The organism is Enterobacter cloacae complex sp. 2015409, from assembly GCF_041365315.1.
GTDB lineage: Bacteria > Pseudomonadota > Gammaproteobacteria > Enterobacterales > Enterobacteriaceae > Enterobacter > Enterobacter pseudoroggenkampii.
The window spans coordinates 229585-246458 of the sequence record NZ_JBFTVM010000002.1 but is presented as its reverse complement, the minus strand read 5'-3'; the positions used below and the strand labels follow the sequence as shown (position 1 = coordinate 246458).

Annotated in this window: 19 protein-coding genes; 15 read left to right on the top strand and 4 right to left on the bottom strand. The window is 56.0% G+C overall.

Going from position 1 to position 16874, the window contains the following annotated elements:
• Nucleotide 1: 1 nt before the first annotated feature.
• The gene (locus ACDO57_RS14845; protein ID WP_008502085.1) at nt 2-460 is read left to right on the top strand and encodes a YbaK/EbsC family protein; all 459 of its coding nucleotides are present in this window, start codon (nt 2-4) and stop codon (nt 458-460) included.
• 38 nt (nt 461-498) lie between these two features.
• Here ACDO57_RS14845 and bglJ read toward each other — a convergent pair whose 3' ends face one another.
• Together bglJ and ACDO57_RS14835 are read right to left on the bottom strand one after the other, a co-directional pair.
• Nucleotides 499-1134: a DNA-binding transcriptional activator BglJ gene (gene bglJ, locus ACDO57_RS14840; RefSeq protein ID WP_370884259.1), complete on the bottom strand. Its 636-nt coding sequence runs from the start codon at nt 1132-1134 to the stop codon at nt 499-501.
• A complete protein-coding gene (locus ACDO57_RS14835; protein ID WP_048991753.1) occupies nt 1131-1868 on the bottom strand; it encodes a LuxR C-terminal-related transcriptional regulator in 738 nt (245 codons plus the stop codon). The genes bglJ and ACDO57_RS14835 overlap by 4 nt, the downstream gene beginning before the upstream one ends.
• A gap of 411 nt (nt 1869-2279) precedes the next feature.
• Here ACDO57_RS14835 and ACDO57_RS14830 point away from each other — a divergent pair, with 411 nt between their 5' ends.
• The 10 genes from ACDO57_RS14830 (at nt 2280) to ACDO57_RS14785 (ending at nt 10293) form a co-directional block, all read left to right on the top strand.
• Complete coding sequence (locus ACDO57_RS14830) at nt 2280-3056, top strand: threonine/serine exporter ThrE family protein (RefSeq protein WP_024908278.1); 777 nt, start codon at nt 2280-2282, stop codon at nt 3054-3056.
• Nucleotides 3047-3520, top strand: a complete 474-nt coding sequence (locus tag ACDO57_RS14825) for a threonine/serine exporter (protein ID WP_024908279.1) — start codon at nt 3047-3049, stop codon at nt 3518-3520. Before ACDO57_RS14830 ends, ACDO57_RS14825 begins: the two co-directional genes overlap by 10 nt.
• 67 nt (nt 3521-3587) lie before the next feature.
• Nucleotides 3588-4229: a TetR family transcriptional regulator gene (locus tag ACDO57_RS14820; protein WP_061716003.1), complete on the top strand. Its 642-nt coding sequence runs from the start codon at nt 3588-3590 to the stop codon at nt 4227-4229.
• Nucleotides 4230-4270: 41 nt separating this feature from the next.
• On the top strand, nt 4271-4723 hold the full coding sequence (locus ACDO57_RS14815; RefSeq protein ID WP_023293337.1) for a MarR family winged helix-turn-helix transcriptional regulator: 453 nt from the start codon (nt 4271-4273) through the stop codon (nt 4721-4723).
• A gap of 82 nt (nt 4724-4805) precedes the next feature.
• The gene (locus tag ACDO57_RS14810; RefSeq protein WP_023310299.1) at nt 4806-5234 is read left to right on the top strand and encodes an organic hydroperoxide resistance protein; all 429 of its coding nucleotides are present in this window, start codon (nt 4806-4808) and stop codon (nt 5232-5234) included.
• A gap of 136 nt (nt 5235-5370) precedes the next feature.
• A complete protein-coding gene (gene dnaT / locus ACDO57_RS14805) occupies nt 5371-5916 on the top strand; it encodes a primosomal protein DnaT (RefSeq protein WP_024908281.1) in 546 nt (181 codons plus the stop codon).
• Complete coding sequence (gene dnaC / locus ACDO57_RS14800; protein ID WP_032643964.1) at nt 5913-6650, top strand: DNA replication protein DnaC; 738 nt, start codon at nt 5913-5915, stop codon at nt 6648-6650. Before dnaT ends, dnaC begins: the two co-directional genes overlap by 4 nt.
• An 83-nt stretch (nt 6651-6733) precedes the next feature.
• Nucleotides 6734-7216, top strand: a complete 483-nt coding sequence (locus ACDO57_RS14795; protein ID WP_061716004.1) for a DUF2501 domain-containing protein — start codon at nt 6734-6736, stop codon at nt 7214-7216.
• Between the two features lie 270 nt (nt 7217-7486).
• The gene (opgB, locus tag ACDO57_RS14790; RefSeq protein ID WP_061716109.1) at nt 7487-9778 is read left to right on the top strand and encodes a phosphatidylglycerol--membrane-oligosaccharide glycerophosphotransferase; all 2292 of its coding nucleotides are present in this window, start codon (nt 7487-7489) and stop codon (nt 9776-9778) included.
• Entirely contained in the window at nt 9778-10293 is a 516-nt protein-coding gene (locus tag ACDO57_RS14785) for a GNAT family N-acetyltransferase (RefSeq protein WP_090419156.1), read from the top strand. The genes opgB and ACDO57_RS14785 overlap by 1 nt, the downstream gene beginning before the upstream one ends.
• A 92-nt stretch (nt 10294-10385) precedes the next feature.
• On the opposite strand, the gene tsr is transcribed toward ACDO57_RS14785, so the two are convergent.
• Nucleotides 10386-12050 carry a methyl-accepting chemotaxis protein gene (gene tsr, locus ACDO57_RS14780; protein ID WP_370884203.1) on the bottom strand — a complete coding sequence of 555 codons (1665 nt, stop codon included), beginning with the start codon at nt 12048-12050 and terminating at the stop codon, nt 10386-10388.
• Nucleotides 12051-12133: 83 nt separating this feature from the next.
• Nucleotides 12134-12574 (bottom strand): homoprotocatechuate degradation operon regulator HpaR, encoded by a 441-nt coding sequence (hpaR, locus tag ACDO57_RS14775; RefSeq protein ID WP_023334396.1) that lies wholly within the window; start codon nt 12572-12574, stop codon nt 12134-12136.
• Nucleotides 12575-12844: 270 nt separating this feature from the next.
• Here hpaR and hpaG point away from each other — a divergent pair, with 270 nt between their 5' ends.
• From hpaG to ACDO57_RS14755, 4 genes are read left to right on the top strand one after another with little or no spacing between them, the layout of a single operon-like run.
• A complete protein-coding gene (hpaG, locus tag ACDO57_RS14770) occupies nt 12845-14122 on the top strand; it encodes a 4-hydroxyphenylacetate degradation bifunctional isomerase/decarboxylase (RefSeq protein WP_370884202.1) in 1278 nt (425 codons plus the stop codon).
• Nucleotides 14119-15585: a 5-carboxymethyl-2-hydroxymuconate semialdehyde dehydrogenase gene (hpaE, locus tag ACDO57_RS14765; RefSeq protein ID WP_063614415.1), complete on the top strand. Its 1467-nt coding sequence runs from the start codon at nt 14119-14121 to the stop codon at nt 15583-15585. The genes hpaG and hpaE overlap by 4 nt, the downstream gene beginning before the upstream one ends.
• A gap of 2 nt (nt 15586-15587) precedes the next feature.
• The gene (gene hpaD, locus ACDO57_RS14760) at nt 15588-16439 is read left to right on the top strand and encodes a 3,4-dihydroxyphenylacetate 2,3-dioxygenase (protein ID WP_061716008.1); all 852 of its coding nucleotides are present in this window, start codon (nt 15588-15590) and stop codon (nt 16437-16439) included.
• A gap of 9 nt (nt 16440-16448) precedes the next feature.
• Nucleotides 16449-16829 carry a 5-carboxymethyl-2-hydroxymuconate Delta-isomerase gene (locus tag ACDO57_RS14755; RefSeq protein ID WP_024908289.1) on the top strand — a complete coding sequence of 127 codons (381 nt, stop codon included), beginning with the start codon at nt 16449-16451 and terminating at the stop codon, nt 16827-16829.
• Nucleotides 16830-16874: the final 45 nt, after the last annotated feature.

The window sequence follows — 16874 nt, the reverse complement described above, 5'->3', positions numbered from 1 at the left end:
AATGAGTTTGCAGTCTGTACAGCAGTTTTTTGCCGACAACGCGCCGGATATAGACGTAATTGAACTTAGCCAGAGTACCGCTACCGTTGCGTTGGCTGCTGCCGCCCATCGTGTTGAACCGGGACAAATCGCCAAGACCTTGTCACTCAAGGTGAAAAATGAGGTGATTCTGGTGGTGGCGAAAGGCGATGCGCGCCTGGATAACAAAAAGCTGAAAGACACGTTTGGTGCGAAAGCGCGCATGCTCAGCAGTGATGAAGTGGTGACCATCACCGGTCATCCCGTTGGCGGCGTGTGCCCGTTCGGGCTGGAAAATCCGCTCGCGGTTTACTGCGATATCTCATTAAAGCAGTACGCCGAAGTCCTGCCCGCCGCAGGCGCAATTCATAGTGCCGTGCGTATTTCACCTGACAGAATGGCAGAGCTGACTTCCGCAAAGTGGGTTGACGTTTGCATCTGATTGATGCGCCAGAGCCTGTCTGGCGCGCAGCGGGCTGGCTATAAAAAGGTCGGCTTGCTGAGTGCCGAACTTCGCGGTTCTCTTGCCGGAAGGTGAGTAATAATATCCGCCGCATCGAGCAACCCGACGTGAGAGCTCACCCCCAGCTTCACCATCGCATTAAACTTATGCGCCCGAATGGTCTTAATATTGCGTTCAAGCTGTGCCGCAATTTGAGGAATAGAATAGCCGCAAGACATATAACGCAGTATTGCCCGTTCCGTTGGGCTTAACATTCTGTTTTGGCTCCGGTACCAGTGATTCATCATATTGTCATTGATGCGCAGCGTTTCACTCAACAACACCATAAGTTCCTGCTGCAGGTGCTCAAGCGTCAGCGATTTACTGACCACACCGTGAAGGCGTGACGGTGAAAGATGGCTAACTAACCGTGCTTCCGTCTCATCAGCGACCAGGATAATGCGCTGGATATGACCATGCGTAAACGCGAGTTCCCGCAGGTGCGCCAGGCAGTTACGGCGCTCCTCTCGTGCATCGGAAAGTGAATAGATCAGCGAGAAAAAATTGACGTGCTGAAGTGCTTTCTTGAAGCTGTCAAATTCGCTGAACAGATGCAGCTGATAGTGATTCAGGCCGGGCATCGCAAATAAATGCTGTAGCCCAACAGCACTCATCGTGCAATTTTCGACGATGGCGATATGTCGTGTTGAATCGGTTTTTTCCATTCCTCAAACTCTCCATAGGCTGACATCAAATTCAGCTCTCTCATTCCCTGCGTACTGTTGATCCAGGCGTACATATCGGCATTACTACGTAAAGATAGCCGCCGCATCGCACTGTTTTTCTGCGCACTGATGGTTTTATTGCTCTTCTTCAGCAATGTGGCGATTTGGTTAATCCCCCATCCTTTACCTAACAGACGCAGTACCTTGCGTTCGGAGTGCGTGAGTGCGATAACGTGTTCGTCTTCATCCTCCGTACTTTGAGGCTCCGGGGTTAATAACGTCTGGCTTATCCGCTCTGCCCGCTCGCTACCTGCCCGAATCGCGTTAACCACGCCTTCAATGGGCTCCATATCAGACAGCAACGTGCTTTCCGGGCGCATAAGCAACTCAACCGCAATAGGGTAAAGCGGCCGCGAGACTAAAAAGATCCAGTGAATGTCGCGGTATTGGTTCAATAAACCGTAATACTCTTCGAGGGTTCCCCGAGGATTTCTGTATTCACCTGAAATATCGGCAATAATGACATCTGCGCGGCGTAGCTGGAGCAGTGTTAACTCCTGCAATGAGCGACAATAGGTCAATTCAAAATTCGGGAAATGGCGTGCCATCACGCCCCCTAACCCGTTTTGCATCACGGGCATCCGGCTAATGACAACGCCATACTTACCATGCAATGACAACATAGACCCTCCGTGTCCATTCTTCATTTGATGAGTAACGTTAAAACGCACCAATGTATGAGTATTTTCGTCCCTGAGTGTAAAACTGATTAATACAAGCAGAAGATGAGATATGTTCTTAGTATAAGAAATGCCTAAAACAACGGTAATATCTCATAAAGCGCAAATAAATTTAATTGCGGAGCCATTAAAATAACGACAATATAAAATTAGAATAACTAAATACAAATATTCTATATTTTTATATTTATAATTCACCGCATTGATAAATTAATCCAACTCCCCTTTCGTGATACGGGCTGAAACTGTTTGCATAAACCTTGATCTGGCCCACAGCAAGAGGGACTGCACTTTGTGCTAAAAGTACTCACTACGGGCTAACCGGCAACCTATCCATCTTTTTCAGGACAATACATGCAGGCAGATCGGTCAACGCAGCGTGCTATCACGCGGCTATGTATAAAGTGCGGTCTTTTTCTGCTCCAGCACGGCGCGGAAAGCGCGCTGGTTGAGGAGCTTTCAACCCGGCTGGGGGTGGCGCTGGGTATGGATAGCGTTGAAAGCGCGATCTCATCTAACGCCATTGTGCTGACCACGATCAAAGACGGTCAGTGCCTGACCTCCACCCGCAAAAACCATGACCGCGGTATTAACATGCACGTCGTGACCGAAGTGCAGCACATCGTCATCCTTGCTGAACACAAGCTTCTCGATCTCCATGAAATTGAAAAACGGTTCAACCAGATCAAGCCATTACGTTATCCGCGCTGGCTCGTTGTGTTAATGGTAGGGCTCTCTTGTGCCTGCTTTTGTAAGCTCAATAAAGGCGGCTGGGACGGCGCGCTCGTCACCTTTTTTGCCAGCAGTATCGCCATGTATGTTCGCCAGCTGCTCACGCACCGGCAGCTGCACCCGCAAATTAACTTCTGCATTACCGCGTTTGTCGCCACCACGGTTTCCGGCCTGCTTCTGCGCCTGCCGCAGTTTGCCAACACCCCAACCGTTGCCATGGCCGCCAGCGTGCTTCTGCTGGTCCCGGGCTTTCCGCTGATCAACGCCGTCGCCGACATGTTTAAAGGGCACATCAATACCGGTCTGGCACGCTGGGCTATCGCCAGCCTGCTGACGCTGGCGACCTGCATCGGCGTGGTCATGGCCATGACTCTCTGGGGGTTACGCGGATGGGCGTGATAGATTTTCTGCTGGCGCTGGCACAGGACATGCTTCTGGCCGCCATCCCTGCCGTCGGCTTCGCGATGGTATTTAACGTACCGCAACGCGCGCTGCCGTGGTGCGCGCTGCTGGGTGCGATTGGCCATGGCTCGCGAATGGTGATGATGACGGCGGGTTTCAACATCGAATGGTCAACGTTCATCGCTTCCATGCTGGTCGGCAGTATCGGCATCCAGTGGTCGCGCTGGTATCTGGCGCATCCCAAAGTGTTCACCGTTGCCGCGGTGATCCCGATGTTCCCAGGCATATCTGCGTATACGGCGATGATTTCCGCAGTGAAAATCAGCCATTTCGGTTATACCGAGCCTCAGATGATCCTCCTCCTGAGCAACTTCCTTAAGGCGTCATCCATCGTCGGCGCGCTCTCTATCGGGCTGTCGATCCCCGGACTGTGGCTGTACCGCAAACGCCCACGCGTTTGATATTTGTATTATTTCGCTGCCGTGGAGATAATTCTTCTGGTCCGTTTGGTGAAAATAAGGAAAGGATGTGGCTAACCCTGGCAGCGAACACCCCGAGCACAGTGAAGAATCCAGCCTGAAAGAGAAAATCTTTCAGAGCGCCATCGCGCTTTTTGCCGAGTATGGATTGAACGGTGCACGGATGGAGCAGATCGCAGAGAAAGCGGGTACCACCAAACGCATGGTGGTTTACCATTTCAAGAATAAAGAGAACCTCTATCTCCTGGTTCTGGAACATGTTTACACCCAGATTCGCGCCAGTGAAAAAGCGCTAAGCCTGACGGGAATGCCCCCGGTCGAAGCGCTGGTCAATCTGGTTGAAGCCACCTTTGACTATCATGCCGACCACCCTGACTACATCCGGATTATCTGCATGGAAAACATGCAGCGCGGCCGCTTTATGCAGCAGTCGAGCTATCTCCGCCAGGTCAACCGCAGCGCGCTCGACCTGCTGGAGGAGATCCTGCGCCGGGGCAAAGAAAAACAGCTCTTCAGTGAGACGGTAGACGCCCGCGATCTTCATCGTCTGATAAGCAGCTTCAGCTTTCACTACGTTGCCAACAGCTACACCTTTACGCTGTTGTTTGAAGAAAGCGCAAACGAGCAGGCTCAGCGCCAGCACTACCGCAAAATGGCCGTTCAGGTGGCGCTCCGCTATACTTGCCCATAAAATTGCTTGCAATTAAATCGTGCACTATCTATATTCATTTCATGAACGCGAAAACGAACGACGCAACCGCTGCGCTCAAGCTGGATAACCAGCTCTGCTTTGCCCTCTATTCGGCAAACCTGGCGCTTAACAAGCTGTACCGGCAGCTGCTGGCACCGCTGAACCTGACCTACCCGCAATATCTGGTGATGCTGGTGCTGTGGGAGCAGGATGATATGACGGTGTCGGACATCGGTGAACGGCTGTTTCTGGACTCTGCAACTCTGACGCCGCTGTTGAAGCGTCTGGAAAGCGCCGGGCTCATCAACCGCCACCGTTCACGCAAAGATGAACGCCAGGTCGCCGTCACCCTGAGTGAAGCGGGACGTGAACTGCAGCAGCAGGCATTGGGTATCCCCCATGCGGTGGGTTGCGCAGCGCAGTGTGATACCGACACCCTGCTGGCGCTCAAACAGCAGCTCGAACTTTTGCGACAACAGCTACACCGCGCGTAAAGCTATACTTTACGCGTGATTATTACCCATATATATCGCACGCTATTTAATAGTGCACATTAAACAAGATGAGGAACCTGCCATGTCTTTAGAAAAAGTTGTTTATACCGCCAAAGCAAAAGCCACCGGAGGCCGTGACGGCCGAGCCACCTCCTCCGATGGCGTACTGGACGTAAAATTGGGCGTGCCAAAAGAGATGGGCGGCATGGGGGGAGAAGTGACGAACCCTGAGCAGCTGTTTGCTGCCGGCTACTCTGCCTGCTTCCTGGGCGCGATGAAGTTTGTGGCCGCACGCGACAAATTTACCCTACCTAAAGATGCTTTTATTGAAGGCGAAGTGGGTATTGGCCCCCTGCCAACCGGTTTTGGTATCGAAGCGAAACTGAACATCCACGTTGAAGGTATGGATCCTGCGGAAGCCAAAAAGCTGGTCGATGCGGCGCACATTGTTTGCCCGTACTCTAACGCGACCCGCGGCAACATTGACGTGACACTGAACATCATCGCGTAATCCCTTCTGTTCCCTCTCCCTGTGGGAGAGGGTCAGGGTGAGGGCATCAGCCCGCACTTTACCCCTCCTTTCCTTTCCCCTCTCTGTGCTACCATAAGTCCATATCACGCCCGTAGTAATCAGTAGAGTAAGCGTTATGTCCTCCAGACTTCTGACCACCAGCATTGCTGGCATTGATGCCTTTATGCGCGACCCACGCGGTGTGTTGACTCACGCCGAAGGCGGCACGGTTGCGGTTTTTGCCGACAACGCGCCGGCGTTTTACGCAATCACACCGGAACGTCTGGCACAGCTTCTGGAGATCGAAGCACAAGTGTCACGCCCGGCGAGCGATGTCACGCTGGATAGCCAGTTCTTTGATGAACCGGTTAACGTTCCCGTGACCGTTCCGATGGGCAAATTTGCCCTCTATGCGGGCTGGCAACCGGATGCGGATTTCCAGCGGCAGGCCGCGCTGTGGGGCATTGCGTTAACCCAACCCGCCACCGCGGAAGAGCTCGCCGCGTTTACCGCCTGGTGGCAGGCAGAAGGGAAAGTGTTCACCCACATTCAGTGGCAGCAAAAGCTCGCGCGTCATCTCCAGATTACCCGCGCCGGCAACAACGGCCAGCCAAAACGTGATATCAATGCGTTTTCAGAACCGGATAAACAGATCCCCAGCGGATTCCGAGGTGCGAAATGAAGAACGTCGGCGACCTGATGAAACGTCTGCAAAAAATGATGCCTGCCAACGTGAAGCCCGCTTTCACCACCGGTGAAGAGCTGCTGGCATGGCAAAAAGAGCAAGGTGAGATCCGCGCCGCCGCGCTCGCCCGCGAAAACCGGGCGATGAAAATGCAGCGCACCTTTAACCGTTCCGGTATCCGTCCCCTGCACCAGAACTGCTCGTTCGATAACTATAAAATTGAGACCACCGGGCAGATGAACGCGCTGGCCGCCGCACGGCAGTACGTGGATGAATTCGACGGCAATATCGCCAGCTTCATCTTTAGCGGCAAGCCGGGCACCGGAAAAAATCACCTTGCTGCCGCTATCTGCAACGAGCTGCTTCTGCGCGGTAAATCGGTTCTTATCATCACCGTGGCCGATATCATGTCTGCGATGAAAGACACCTTCAGCAACCGCGAAACCAGCGAAGAACAGCTGCTTAACGATCTGAGTAATGTCGACCTGCTGGTCATCGACGAGATTGGCGTTCAGACGGAATCGCGCTATGAAAAAGTGATCATCAACCAGATTGTCGATCGCCGCTCCTCGTCCAAGCGCCCCACCGGCATGCTGACGAACCACAATATTGACGAGATGACCCGCCTGCTGGGGGAACGCGTCATGGACCGCATGAAGCTGGGTAACAGCCTGTATGTCATCTTCGACTGGGAAAGTTACCGCAGCCGCGTCACCGGCAAAGAGTATTAAGACAGTTCCAGGAATCGCCGACAGGTCGCAGGTATATACTGGAACCCCTTCGGCCCAAAACGGACCTTTTTGAGAGAGCCATGATGAAAAAACAGATGATTGTCAGCACCCTTTTAGGCGCGCTGCTGGTGACCGGCGCAGCGCAAGCGGCGTCCTGGCAGGAGTCCCTGTCAAGCGCAGCAAACGAGCTGACCAAAGAGAGCAGCAGCACGCAGGGCGGACTCTCCGCCTCTTCCCTCACCAGCCTGCTGGGCAACAGCGGTCAGAGCCTGAGCGCGGGCACGATGAACAACGCGGCGGGGATTCTGGAATATTGCGCGAAGCAAAAACTGGCCTCCGTGACCGATGCGCAAAACGTGAAAAACCAGGTGCTGGGTAAACTGGGTCTGGATACCCAGGAGCAAAAAGCGGACACCAACTATATGGACGGCATTCAGGGCCTGCTTAACGCGCAGAACGGTCAGCAGCTTAACCTGAGCACCCTCGGCAACTCCTCTCTGGCCAAACAGGTGAAAACCAAAGCCTGCGATCTGGTGCTGAAACAAGGCGTTAATTTCATCTCCTGATCCACCCCATTTTCTGCCACAACACGCCGCGTTTAATGCGATAGTCTTGCAGCGCGGCGCTAAATGAGCGTTTTTCCCACCTGCCACCGTCTCAGCGTCCGTTTGTCAGGATGTGCACACCTTCATAAAAACGATTTTCTAAACCAAATCCTAACAACAGCACACTTTCGTGACACTAAAATTGCAGCTTAACGACATCGCAATTACATTGTATGACCCAAAAAATAAACAGTTAGCCAGCGAAGCATCTGGCGTCACGAGGATATGCTGTTGTCTGAATTCATGTCTCTTATCCTTTTTCTGGCTTCTGTCGGCGTTTACGCCTGCAAAGCCGGCCGTCACACCTGGTGGTTTATCGCCACGCTGGTTGTGCTCGGCATTTTTATTATTTTAAACATTACCTTATACGCCAGCGATTACTTTACCGGTGACGGCATTAACGATGCGGTGCTCTACACGCTGACAAACAGCCTGACGGGCGCGGGGGTCAGCAAGTACATTCTTCCGGGGCTCGGCCTTGTCGTCGCGCTGGTCACCATTTTTGGCGCGCTGGCCTGGGTGCTGCGTCGACGTCGCCATCATCCACACCATCATGGCTACAGCCTGCTGGCGTTATTCCTGGCGCTGGCCTCCGTCGACGCCAGCCCGGCGTTCCATCAGATCACCGAGCTGGTGAAATCCCAGTCGCGCGACGGCGATCCGGATTTCGTGGCTTACTACAAAGAGCCGTCGAAAACGATCGCCAACCCGAAGCTCAACCTGGTCTACATCTACGGTGAAAGCCTGGAACGCACGTACTTTGATAACGATGCGTTCCCTGACCTGACGCCGGACCTGGGTGCGCTGAAAAATGAAGGTCTTGATTTCAGCCACACCATGCAGCTGCCCGGTACGGATTACACGATTGCCGGGATGGTTGCCTCCCAGTGCGGTATCCCGCTGTTCGCGCCTTTTGAAGGTAACGCCTCAGCCTCCATGTCGACCTTCTTCCCGCAGAATATTTGCCTCGGCGATATCCTGAAAAACTCCGGTTACGAAAACTATTTTGTGCAGGGGGCAAACCTGCGCTTCGCCGGAAAAGATGTGTTCCTGAAATCCCACGGTTTTGATCACCTGTATGGCTCAGAAGAGTTAAAAACGACGGTTGCCGACCCAAACTACCGCAACGACTGGGGCTTCTATGACGATACGGTACTCGACGAAACCTGGAAGAAATTCGAGGAGCTGTCCCGCGCGGGCAAGCGTTTCTCTCTCTTTGCGCTGACGGTGGACACTCACCATCCTGACGGGTTCGTCTCGCGCAGCTGTAAACGCAAAAGCTATAACGTTGATGGCAAAAACAACAAGTCTTTCAGCGCCGTCACCTGCAGTCAGGAGCACATTGCCGCGCTGGTCGAGAAAATCAAAGCCTCACCCTGGTTTAAAAACACCGTCATCGTCGTTTCGTCTGACCATCTGGCGATGAAAAACAGTGCCTGGGATCAGCTCAACAAGCAGGATCGCAGCAATCTGTTCTTCGTCCTGCGCGGCGACCAGCCGCAGCAGGAGGAGATTGCCACCAAACGCAACTCCATGGATAACGGCGCCACCGTGCTGGACATCCTGGGCGGCGACAACTTTATTGGCCTGGGCCGCAGCACGCTGTCGGGGCAATCCCTGTCGGAAGTGTTCCTCAACATGAAGGAAAAAATCCTCGCCTGGAAGCCCGACATCATCCGCCTGTGGAACTTCCCGAAAGAGATGAAGGACTTCACCGTCGATCGGGATAAAAACACCATTGCCTTCTCGGGCAGCAACTTCCGCCTGCCGCTGCTGGTACGCGTGTCGGAGGGTCGCGTTGAGCCGCTGCCAGAAAGCGAGTATTCCGCGCCGCTGCGCTATCAGCTGGCCGATTTTGCGCCACGCGATAACTTCGTCTGGGTCGACCGGTGCTACAAAATGGGCCAGCTCTGGTCGCAGCCGCTGGCGCTCTCTACCGACTGGTGTGTTTCTCAGGGCCAGCTCGGCGGCGAGCAAACCGTGCAGCACGTGGATAAAGCCCAGTGGAAAGGCAAAACCGCGTTTAAAGATACGGTAATTGATACGGCGCGCTATCAGCACAACATCGACATGCTGAAAATCAGCGACAACGATATTCGCTACAAAGCGGACAGCTTTATCTTTAACGTGGCCGGCGCGCCGGAAGAAGTGAAGCAGTTTAGCGGCATCTCGCGGCCGGAGTCCTGGGGACGCTGGTCCAACGCGCAGCTGGGCAATGAGGTGAAAATTGAGTACACCCATCCCCTGCCGGAACAGTTCGACCTGGTGATCACCGCCAGAGCGTATGGCCCTAACGCTAACAAGCCCGTACCGGTGCGCGTGGGCGATCGGGAGCAGACGCTGACGCTCGGGAACGACGTGAGCACGCATACGCTGCATTTTGAGAATCCTTCGCGCAGCAATACCCTGGTGATCGTCCCGCCGGATCCGCAGTCCACCAATGAAGGGAATATTCTTGGCCATTCACCGCGCGAGCTCGGAATTGGCATGGTCGAAATTAAAATTGTGAGTCGAGCAGGCTAATGGTCGACCTTAACATCACCCTTCGACCCACACGTCCCGGCGACGTTGCCGCCCTGCCCGCCATTGAACGCGCGGCGGGCGAGCGCTTTCGTGAAGACCCGGAGCTCGCCTGGCTTGCCGACGGTGAAGTCATTTCTGCTGAGAAGCACCTTGAGTATGTCGAACGTGGGCTAAGCTGGCTGGCGCGGGTGAACGACCGCCCCGTGGGGTTTATCCTCACCGAAGCGCACTCTTCGTCGCTGTTTATCGTGGAGCTTTCGGTCGATCTGAACTGGCAGGGAAAAGGGATTGGCCGGCAGCTTATCGCCTGTGCGGCTGACCATGCCCGCACGCTGGGGCTGACGTCGCTGACGTTGACGACGTTCCGGGACGTACCGTGGAACGCGCCGTTCTATGCAAAGCTAGGGTTTAAAAAAATGACGACGCTGACGCCTGAACTGCGTCAGAAAAGGGAAGAAGAGACAGCGCACGGTTTCGCGTATGAAACGCGCTGCGCCATGCGCCTGCCTCTGTAATATCGCCCGGTGGCACTGCGCTTACCGGGCCTACAAAACCCTGAACCGTAGGCCGGGTAAGGCGCAGCCGTCACCCGGCACAACGCACAGAGTTAGAACGTTTCCCAGTTATCGCCTGAATCGACCGTCGCGGTTTTACGCGCCATCACCGGCGTGGAAACCGCTTTAGCCGCAGCGAATTCGCGCGCTTTCATCTGCTCCTGCTGAATGCGGAACACCGCCACGGCCTGAGTCAGGCGGCTCGCCTGCTCTTCCAGTGCGGCCGCAGCCGCGGCAGACTCTTCAACCAGCGAGGCGTTCTGCTGGGTCACGCGATCCATCTCAGCTACCGCCAGACCCACCTGGTCGATACCGCGGCTCTGCTCGTCAGACGCAGAGGCGATTTCACCCATGATGTCCGTTACGCGGGTCACCGCGTTCACGATCTCACCCATGGTTTCACCGGCGCTTTCTACCAGCGTTGAACCCACTTCCACGCGACCCACGGAGTCTTCAATCAGGCTCTTGATTTCACGAGCCGCCTGGGCACTGCGCTGGGCCAGGTTACGCACTTCACCGGCCACCACCGCAAAGCCACGGCCCTGCTCGCCCGCACGCGCCGCTTCTACCGCCGCGTTCAGTGCCAGGATGTTGGTCTGGAAAGCAATGCCGTCGATCACGCTGATAATGTCGGCAATTTTCTGCGAGCTGCCCGCGATATCGCGCATGGTCTGCACCACGTTATCCACCACTTTGCCGCCTTTCTGCGCGGTTTCGGAGGCGCTCAGGGCAAGATGGCTCGCCTGACGGGCGTTCTCGGCGTTCTGCTTAACGGTCGCCGTCAGCTGCTCCATGCTGGCAGCGGTCTCTTCCAGGGAAGCGGCCTGCTGTTCAGTACGGGAGGAGAGGTCGTTATTGCCCATCGCGATTTCACTCGCGCCGCTGTAGATCGCGTTCGCGCCGTTACGCACGTCGCCAACGGTACGCACCAGCTCACCCTGCATATGACGCAGCGAGTCGGCCAGTTCACCCATTTCGTTGGTGCCCTGAACCTCAATACGCTTCACCAGGTCGCCGCTGGCGATATGGCGAATGTTGTCGATCAGACGATTCAGCGGGGAGATCAGCGTCTGCTTGATGTTGAGCCAGACGGCCACGATCACCACCAGCACGGCAATCAGGACGCTAATCAGCACCCAGATAGCCTGGCTGAAGGAGCTGTTGCTGTCTTCGACCGCCATCTGGTACAGCTTGTCGTTCTGCTGCAGGTAGCTCACGTACTGCTTCTCAAAACCGTCCTGATAGCTCTGGGTCGGCTGGTCGAAGAAGGCGTTGATTTTGCCCGCGCCCAGCAGCTGGATCAGCTCCGCCAGCGCGCCGTGGTAAATATCATAGTTACGCTTGATCTCCATCGCTTCAGCGTCGTTTTGACGCGGATCGCGCGGCAGGGCTTCGTAGGCAGCCCAGCTTTTTTCCGCCTGTTTCAGAGACGTAGACGCGATTTGCATCAAATCGTTAACGGTCGCGCCGCTGCCGATATTGCTCTGATCCATCATGTAGCGGATACCCGCGCGGTTCAGGGTATTACGGGTTTGCAGCAACGCTACCCAGCTGGCGTTCAGCGTGGACTGTTGCTGGCGAATGGTTTGCAGGACGGTGAAATTCTCTTTGTCATTCTTCAGAGCATTAAAGAAAAGACCACCGGACGTGAGTTGTAAAAGGCCAAATATCGCTAAAACCAGCATTAAGCTGGTGACAATCTTGATACGGTTTAACATGTTTTCTCTTTCCTCAGGCAGATACAGAATTTTCGGCCTGGAAAGGGAAAACTTTACGAAAATCATCCTGGAATTTGGGGTTTTTACTCTTCTTCCCGCGCTGCGTTATGCCGGTTTCCGAGTTCAATAAACTCTTCCAGCAGCGCCGTCAGCTGTTTCATCTTCTCCGGCGTATATTCCGCCTCAATCTGCTGATACGCCTCTTCGACCTGCGCCTGAGCGTGTTCATACAGCGCATTCCCCTCTTTGGTCAGCGACACGTACAGCTTGCGCTGGTCGTTCACCGGCTTTAGGCGCAGCACCAGGCCGTCACGCTCCATGCGCGTCAGAATACCGGTCAGGCTCGGGCGCAGGATGCAGGTGCGAAACGCCAGATCGTGAAAATCCATCGACGGATGTTCAGCCAGCACGCGCACAATACGCCACTGCTGCTCGGTCAGATTATGGCGCTTCACGATCGGGCGGAAGTAGGACATCGCCGCTTCCCGCGCCTGCAGCAGCGCGATGGTTAATGAATCATGCATAGCCTCTTCCCTTCACATCATTAACAAGTAAACAATCACTAAAAGATGTTTTTATAAACAACACGTTTTCCCTCAAAAAGTCTAACAGAAACCCATCAATTTTATTAAGTCACTGATTTTAATACACATAAAACTCAATATGTAAATTTATTGTTATTCATATCACAAATTTTTCACTTCTGATTGCGAAATGAGCAGCAAAAGCATAAAACCAGATCATTAACATATTAATGAAATCCAAACAGGACATCCGGCCTGAGGAGTATGTGAATGAAAGGTACCGTTTTTGCCGTCGCCCTCAACCATCAAAGCCAGCGTGAAGCCTGGCGTGAGGCATTTGAAAAAGCCCCCTACAACACGCCGCCGAAAACAGCCGTGTGGTTTATCAAACCCCATAACACCGTGATTCGTGCGGGCGAACCCATTCCGTTCCCGCAGGGGGAAAAGGTGCTCAGCGGCGCGACGGTGGCGCTGGTGATCGGTAAAACCGCCAGCAAGGTACGCGTGGAGGACGCTGCGGAGCACATCGCGGGGTATGCGCTGGCCAACGAGGTGAGCCTGCCGGAAGAGAGCTTCTATCGCCCGGCCATCAAGGCCAAATGTCGTGACGGATTCTGCCCGCTCGGCGAACTTGTCGCCCTTGATAACGTAGATAACCTGACCATCATCACCGAGATCAACGGCCGCGAAGCGGACCACTGGAACACCGCCGATCTTCAGCGTAACGCTGCCGAACTGCTGAGCGCCCTGAGCGAGTTCGCCACCCTCAATCCCGGCGATGCGATCCTGCTCGGCACCCCTCACAGCCGCGTTGAGATCCGTCCGGGCGATCGCGTGCGTATTCTGGCGGAGGGCTTTCCGCCGCTGGAAAACCCGGTGGTGGATGAGCGCAATGTCACTATTGCGCACAGCACGCCGCCGCACGCCACGCTGTTTGCCCTCGGTCTGAACTATGCCGATCACGCCAGCGAGCTGGACTTCAAGCCGCCCACCGAGCCGCTGGTATTTATCAAAGCGCCGAACACCTTCAACGGCGACAACCAGACGTCGGTGCGTCCGAACAATATCGAATACATGCATTACGAAGCGGAGCTGGTGGTGGTCATCGGCAAAACCGCCCGTAAGGTGAGCGAAGCCGAGGCGATGGACTATGTTGCGGGCTATACGGTCTGCAACGACTACGCCATCCGCGACTACCTGGAAAACTACTACCGCCCGAACCTGCGGGTGAAAAGCCGCGACGGGCTGACCCCCATTTCCCCAAACATCGTGCCAAAAGCAGCCATTCCCGACCCGCACAACCTCGCCCTGCGCACCTTCGTTAACGGCGAGCTGCGTCAGGAAGGCACCACGGCGGATCTGATCTTCAGCATCCCGTACCTGATTGCGTACCTGAGCGACTTTATGACCCTGCAGCCGGGCGACATGATTGCCACCGGCACGCCGAAGGGGCTCTCCGACTTGGTGCCGGGCGATGAGGTGGTGGTGGAAGTGGAAGGCGTGGGACGCCTGGTGAACCGAATTGTGAATGAAGAGACGGCAAAATGAAAAAGATTAACCACTGGATCAACGGTAAAAACGTCGCGGGCAGCGACTACTTCCACACCACTAACCCGGCCTCCGGCGAGGTCCTGGCAGAAGTTGCCTCCGGCGGTGAAGCTGAAATTCACCAGGCCGTTGCCGCCGCCAAAGAGGCGTTCCCGAAGTGGGCCAACCTGCCGATGAAGGAGCGCGCGCGCCTGATGCGTCGTCTGGGTGACCTGATCGACCAGAACGTGCCGGAAATCGCAGCCATGGAAACCGCCGACACCGGCCTGCCGATCCACCAGACCAAAAACGTGCTGATCCCGCGCGCCTCGCACAACTTCGAATTTTTCGCCGAGGTATGCCAGCAGATGAACGGCAAGACCTACCCGGTTGACGACAAGATGCTCAACTACACCCTGGTTCAGCCGGTGGGCGTCTGCGCGCTGGTGTCGCCGTGGAACGTGCCGTTTATGACCGCCACCTGGAAGGTCGCGCCCTGTCTGGCCTTAGGTAATACCGCCGTGCTGAAGATGTCCGAACTCTCCCCGTTGACCGCCGATCGTCTGGGCGAACTGGCCCTCGAAGCGGGTATTCCGGCGGGCGTGCTGAACGTGGTGCAGGGCTACGGCGCGACGGCAGGCGACGCGCTGGTGCGTCATCACGACGTGCGCGCGGTCTCCTTCACCGGCGGCACCGCCACCGGGCGCAACATCATGAAAAACGCCGGGCTGAAGAAATACTCCATGGAGCTGGGCGGCAAATCCCCGGTACTGATTTTTGAGGATGCCGACATTGAGCGCGCGCTGGACGCCGCCCTGTTCACCATCTTCTCCATAAACGGCGAGCGCTGCACCGCGGGCTCGCGCATCTTTATCCAGCAGAGCATCTACCCGGAATTCGTGAAGCGCTTTGCCGAGCGAGCCAACCGCCTGCGCGTGGGCGACCCGACCGATCCGACCACCCAGATTGGCGCGCTCATCAGCCAACAGCACTGGGAGAAGGTCTCCGGCTATATCCGCCTCGGCATTGAGGAAGGCGCAACCCTGCTGGCGGGCGGCCCGGACAAACCGACCGACCTGCCTGCACACCTGAAAGGCGGCAACTTCCTGCGCCCGACCGTGCTGGCGGATGTTGATAACCGCATGCGCGTGGCGCAGGAGGAGATCTTCGGGCCGGTGGCCTGCCTGCTGCCGTTCAAGGACGAAGCGGAAGGGCTGCGCCTGGCCAACGACGTGGAGTACGGCCTGGCGTCGTACATCTGGACCCAGGACGTCAGCAAGGTGCTGCGCCTGGCGCGCAATATCGAAGCAGGCATGGTGTTCGTCAACACCCAGAACGTGCGCGACCTTCGCCAGCCGTTTGGCGGCGTGAAGGCCTCCGGCACCGGCCGCGAGGGCGGCGAGTACAGCTTCGAGGTGTTCGCGGAGATGAAGAACGTCTGCATCTCCATGGGCGACCATCCGATTCCAAAGTGGGGGATCTGAAAATGGGTAAATTAGCGTTAGCAGCGAAAATCACCCACGTGCCGTCAATGTATCTCTCCGAGCTGCCGGGCAAAAACCACGGCTGCCGACAGGGCGCCATCGACGGGCATAAGGAGATCAGCAAGCGCTGCCGCGAGCTGGGCGTGGACACCATCATCGTGTTCGATACCCACTGGCTGGTGAATAGCGCCTACCACATCAACTGTGCGGACCATTTCTCGGGCGTCTACACCAGCAACGAGCTGCCGCACTTTATCCGCGACATGACCTACGACTATGACGGCAACCCGGCACTCGGCCAGCTGATTGCCGACGAGGCAGTGAAGCTCGGCGTGCGTGCCAAAGCGCACAACATCCCGAGCCTCAAGCTGGAGTACGGCACGCTGGTGCCGATGCGCTACATGAACGCGGATAAGCACTTCAAAGTGATCTCCATCTCGGCGTTCTGCACGGTTCACGACTTCGCCGACAGCCGCAGGCTGGGCGAAGCCATCGTCAGCGCCATCGAAAAATACGACGGCACCGTGGCGGTGCTCGCCAGCGGCTCGCTATCGCACCGCTTTATCGACGACCAGCGCGCGGAAGAAGGGATGAACAGCTACACCCGCGAGTTCGACCGCCAGATGGACGAGCGCGTGGTGAAGCTGTGGCGCGAGGGTCAGTTTAAGGAGTTTTGCAGCATGCTGCCGGAGTACGCCGACTACTGCTACGGCGAGGGCAACATGCACGACACGGTGATGCTGCTGGGCATGCTCGGCTGGGACAAATACGACGGCAAGGTTGAATTTCTCACCGAACTGTTCGCCAGCTCCGGCACCGGCCAGGTCAACGCCGTTTTCCCGCTGCCCGCATAAGGAACCACCATGCCGCATTTTATTGCTGAATGTACCGACAACATCCGCCAGCAGGCCGACCTGCCGGGGCTGTTCGCCAAAGTGAACGAGGCGCTCGCCGCCACGGGCATCTTCCCGCTCGGCGGTATCCGCAGCCGCGCCCACTGGCTGGACACCTGGCAGATGGCCGACGGCAAGCATGATTACGCCTTTGTCCATATGACGCTGAAGATTGGCGCGGGGCGCAGCCTGGAGAGCCGGGAAGCCGTGGGGGAGATGCTGTTTGGGCTGATCAAAGCGCACTTTGCGGAATTGATGGCGAGCCGCTACCTGGCGCTGTCGTTTGAGCTCGACGAACTGCACCCGACGCTCAATTACAAACAAAACAACGTGCACGCGTTGTTTAAGTAAAACCGCACGGTCTGTCCCCTCTCCCACAGGGAGAGGGAGAAAAAA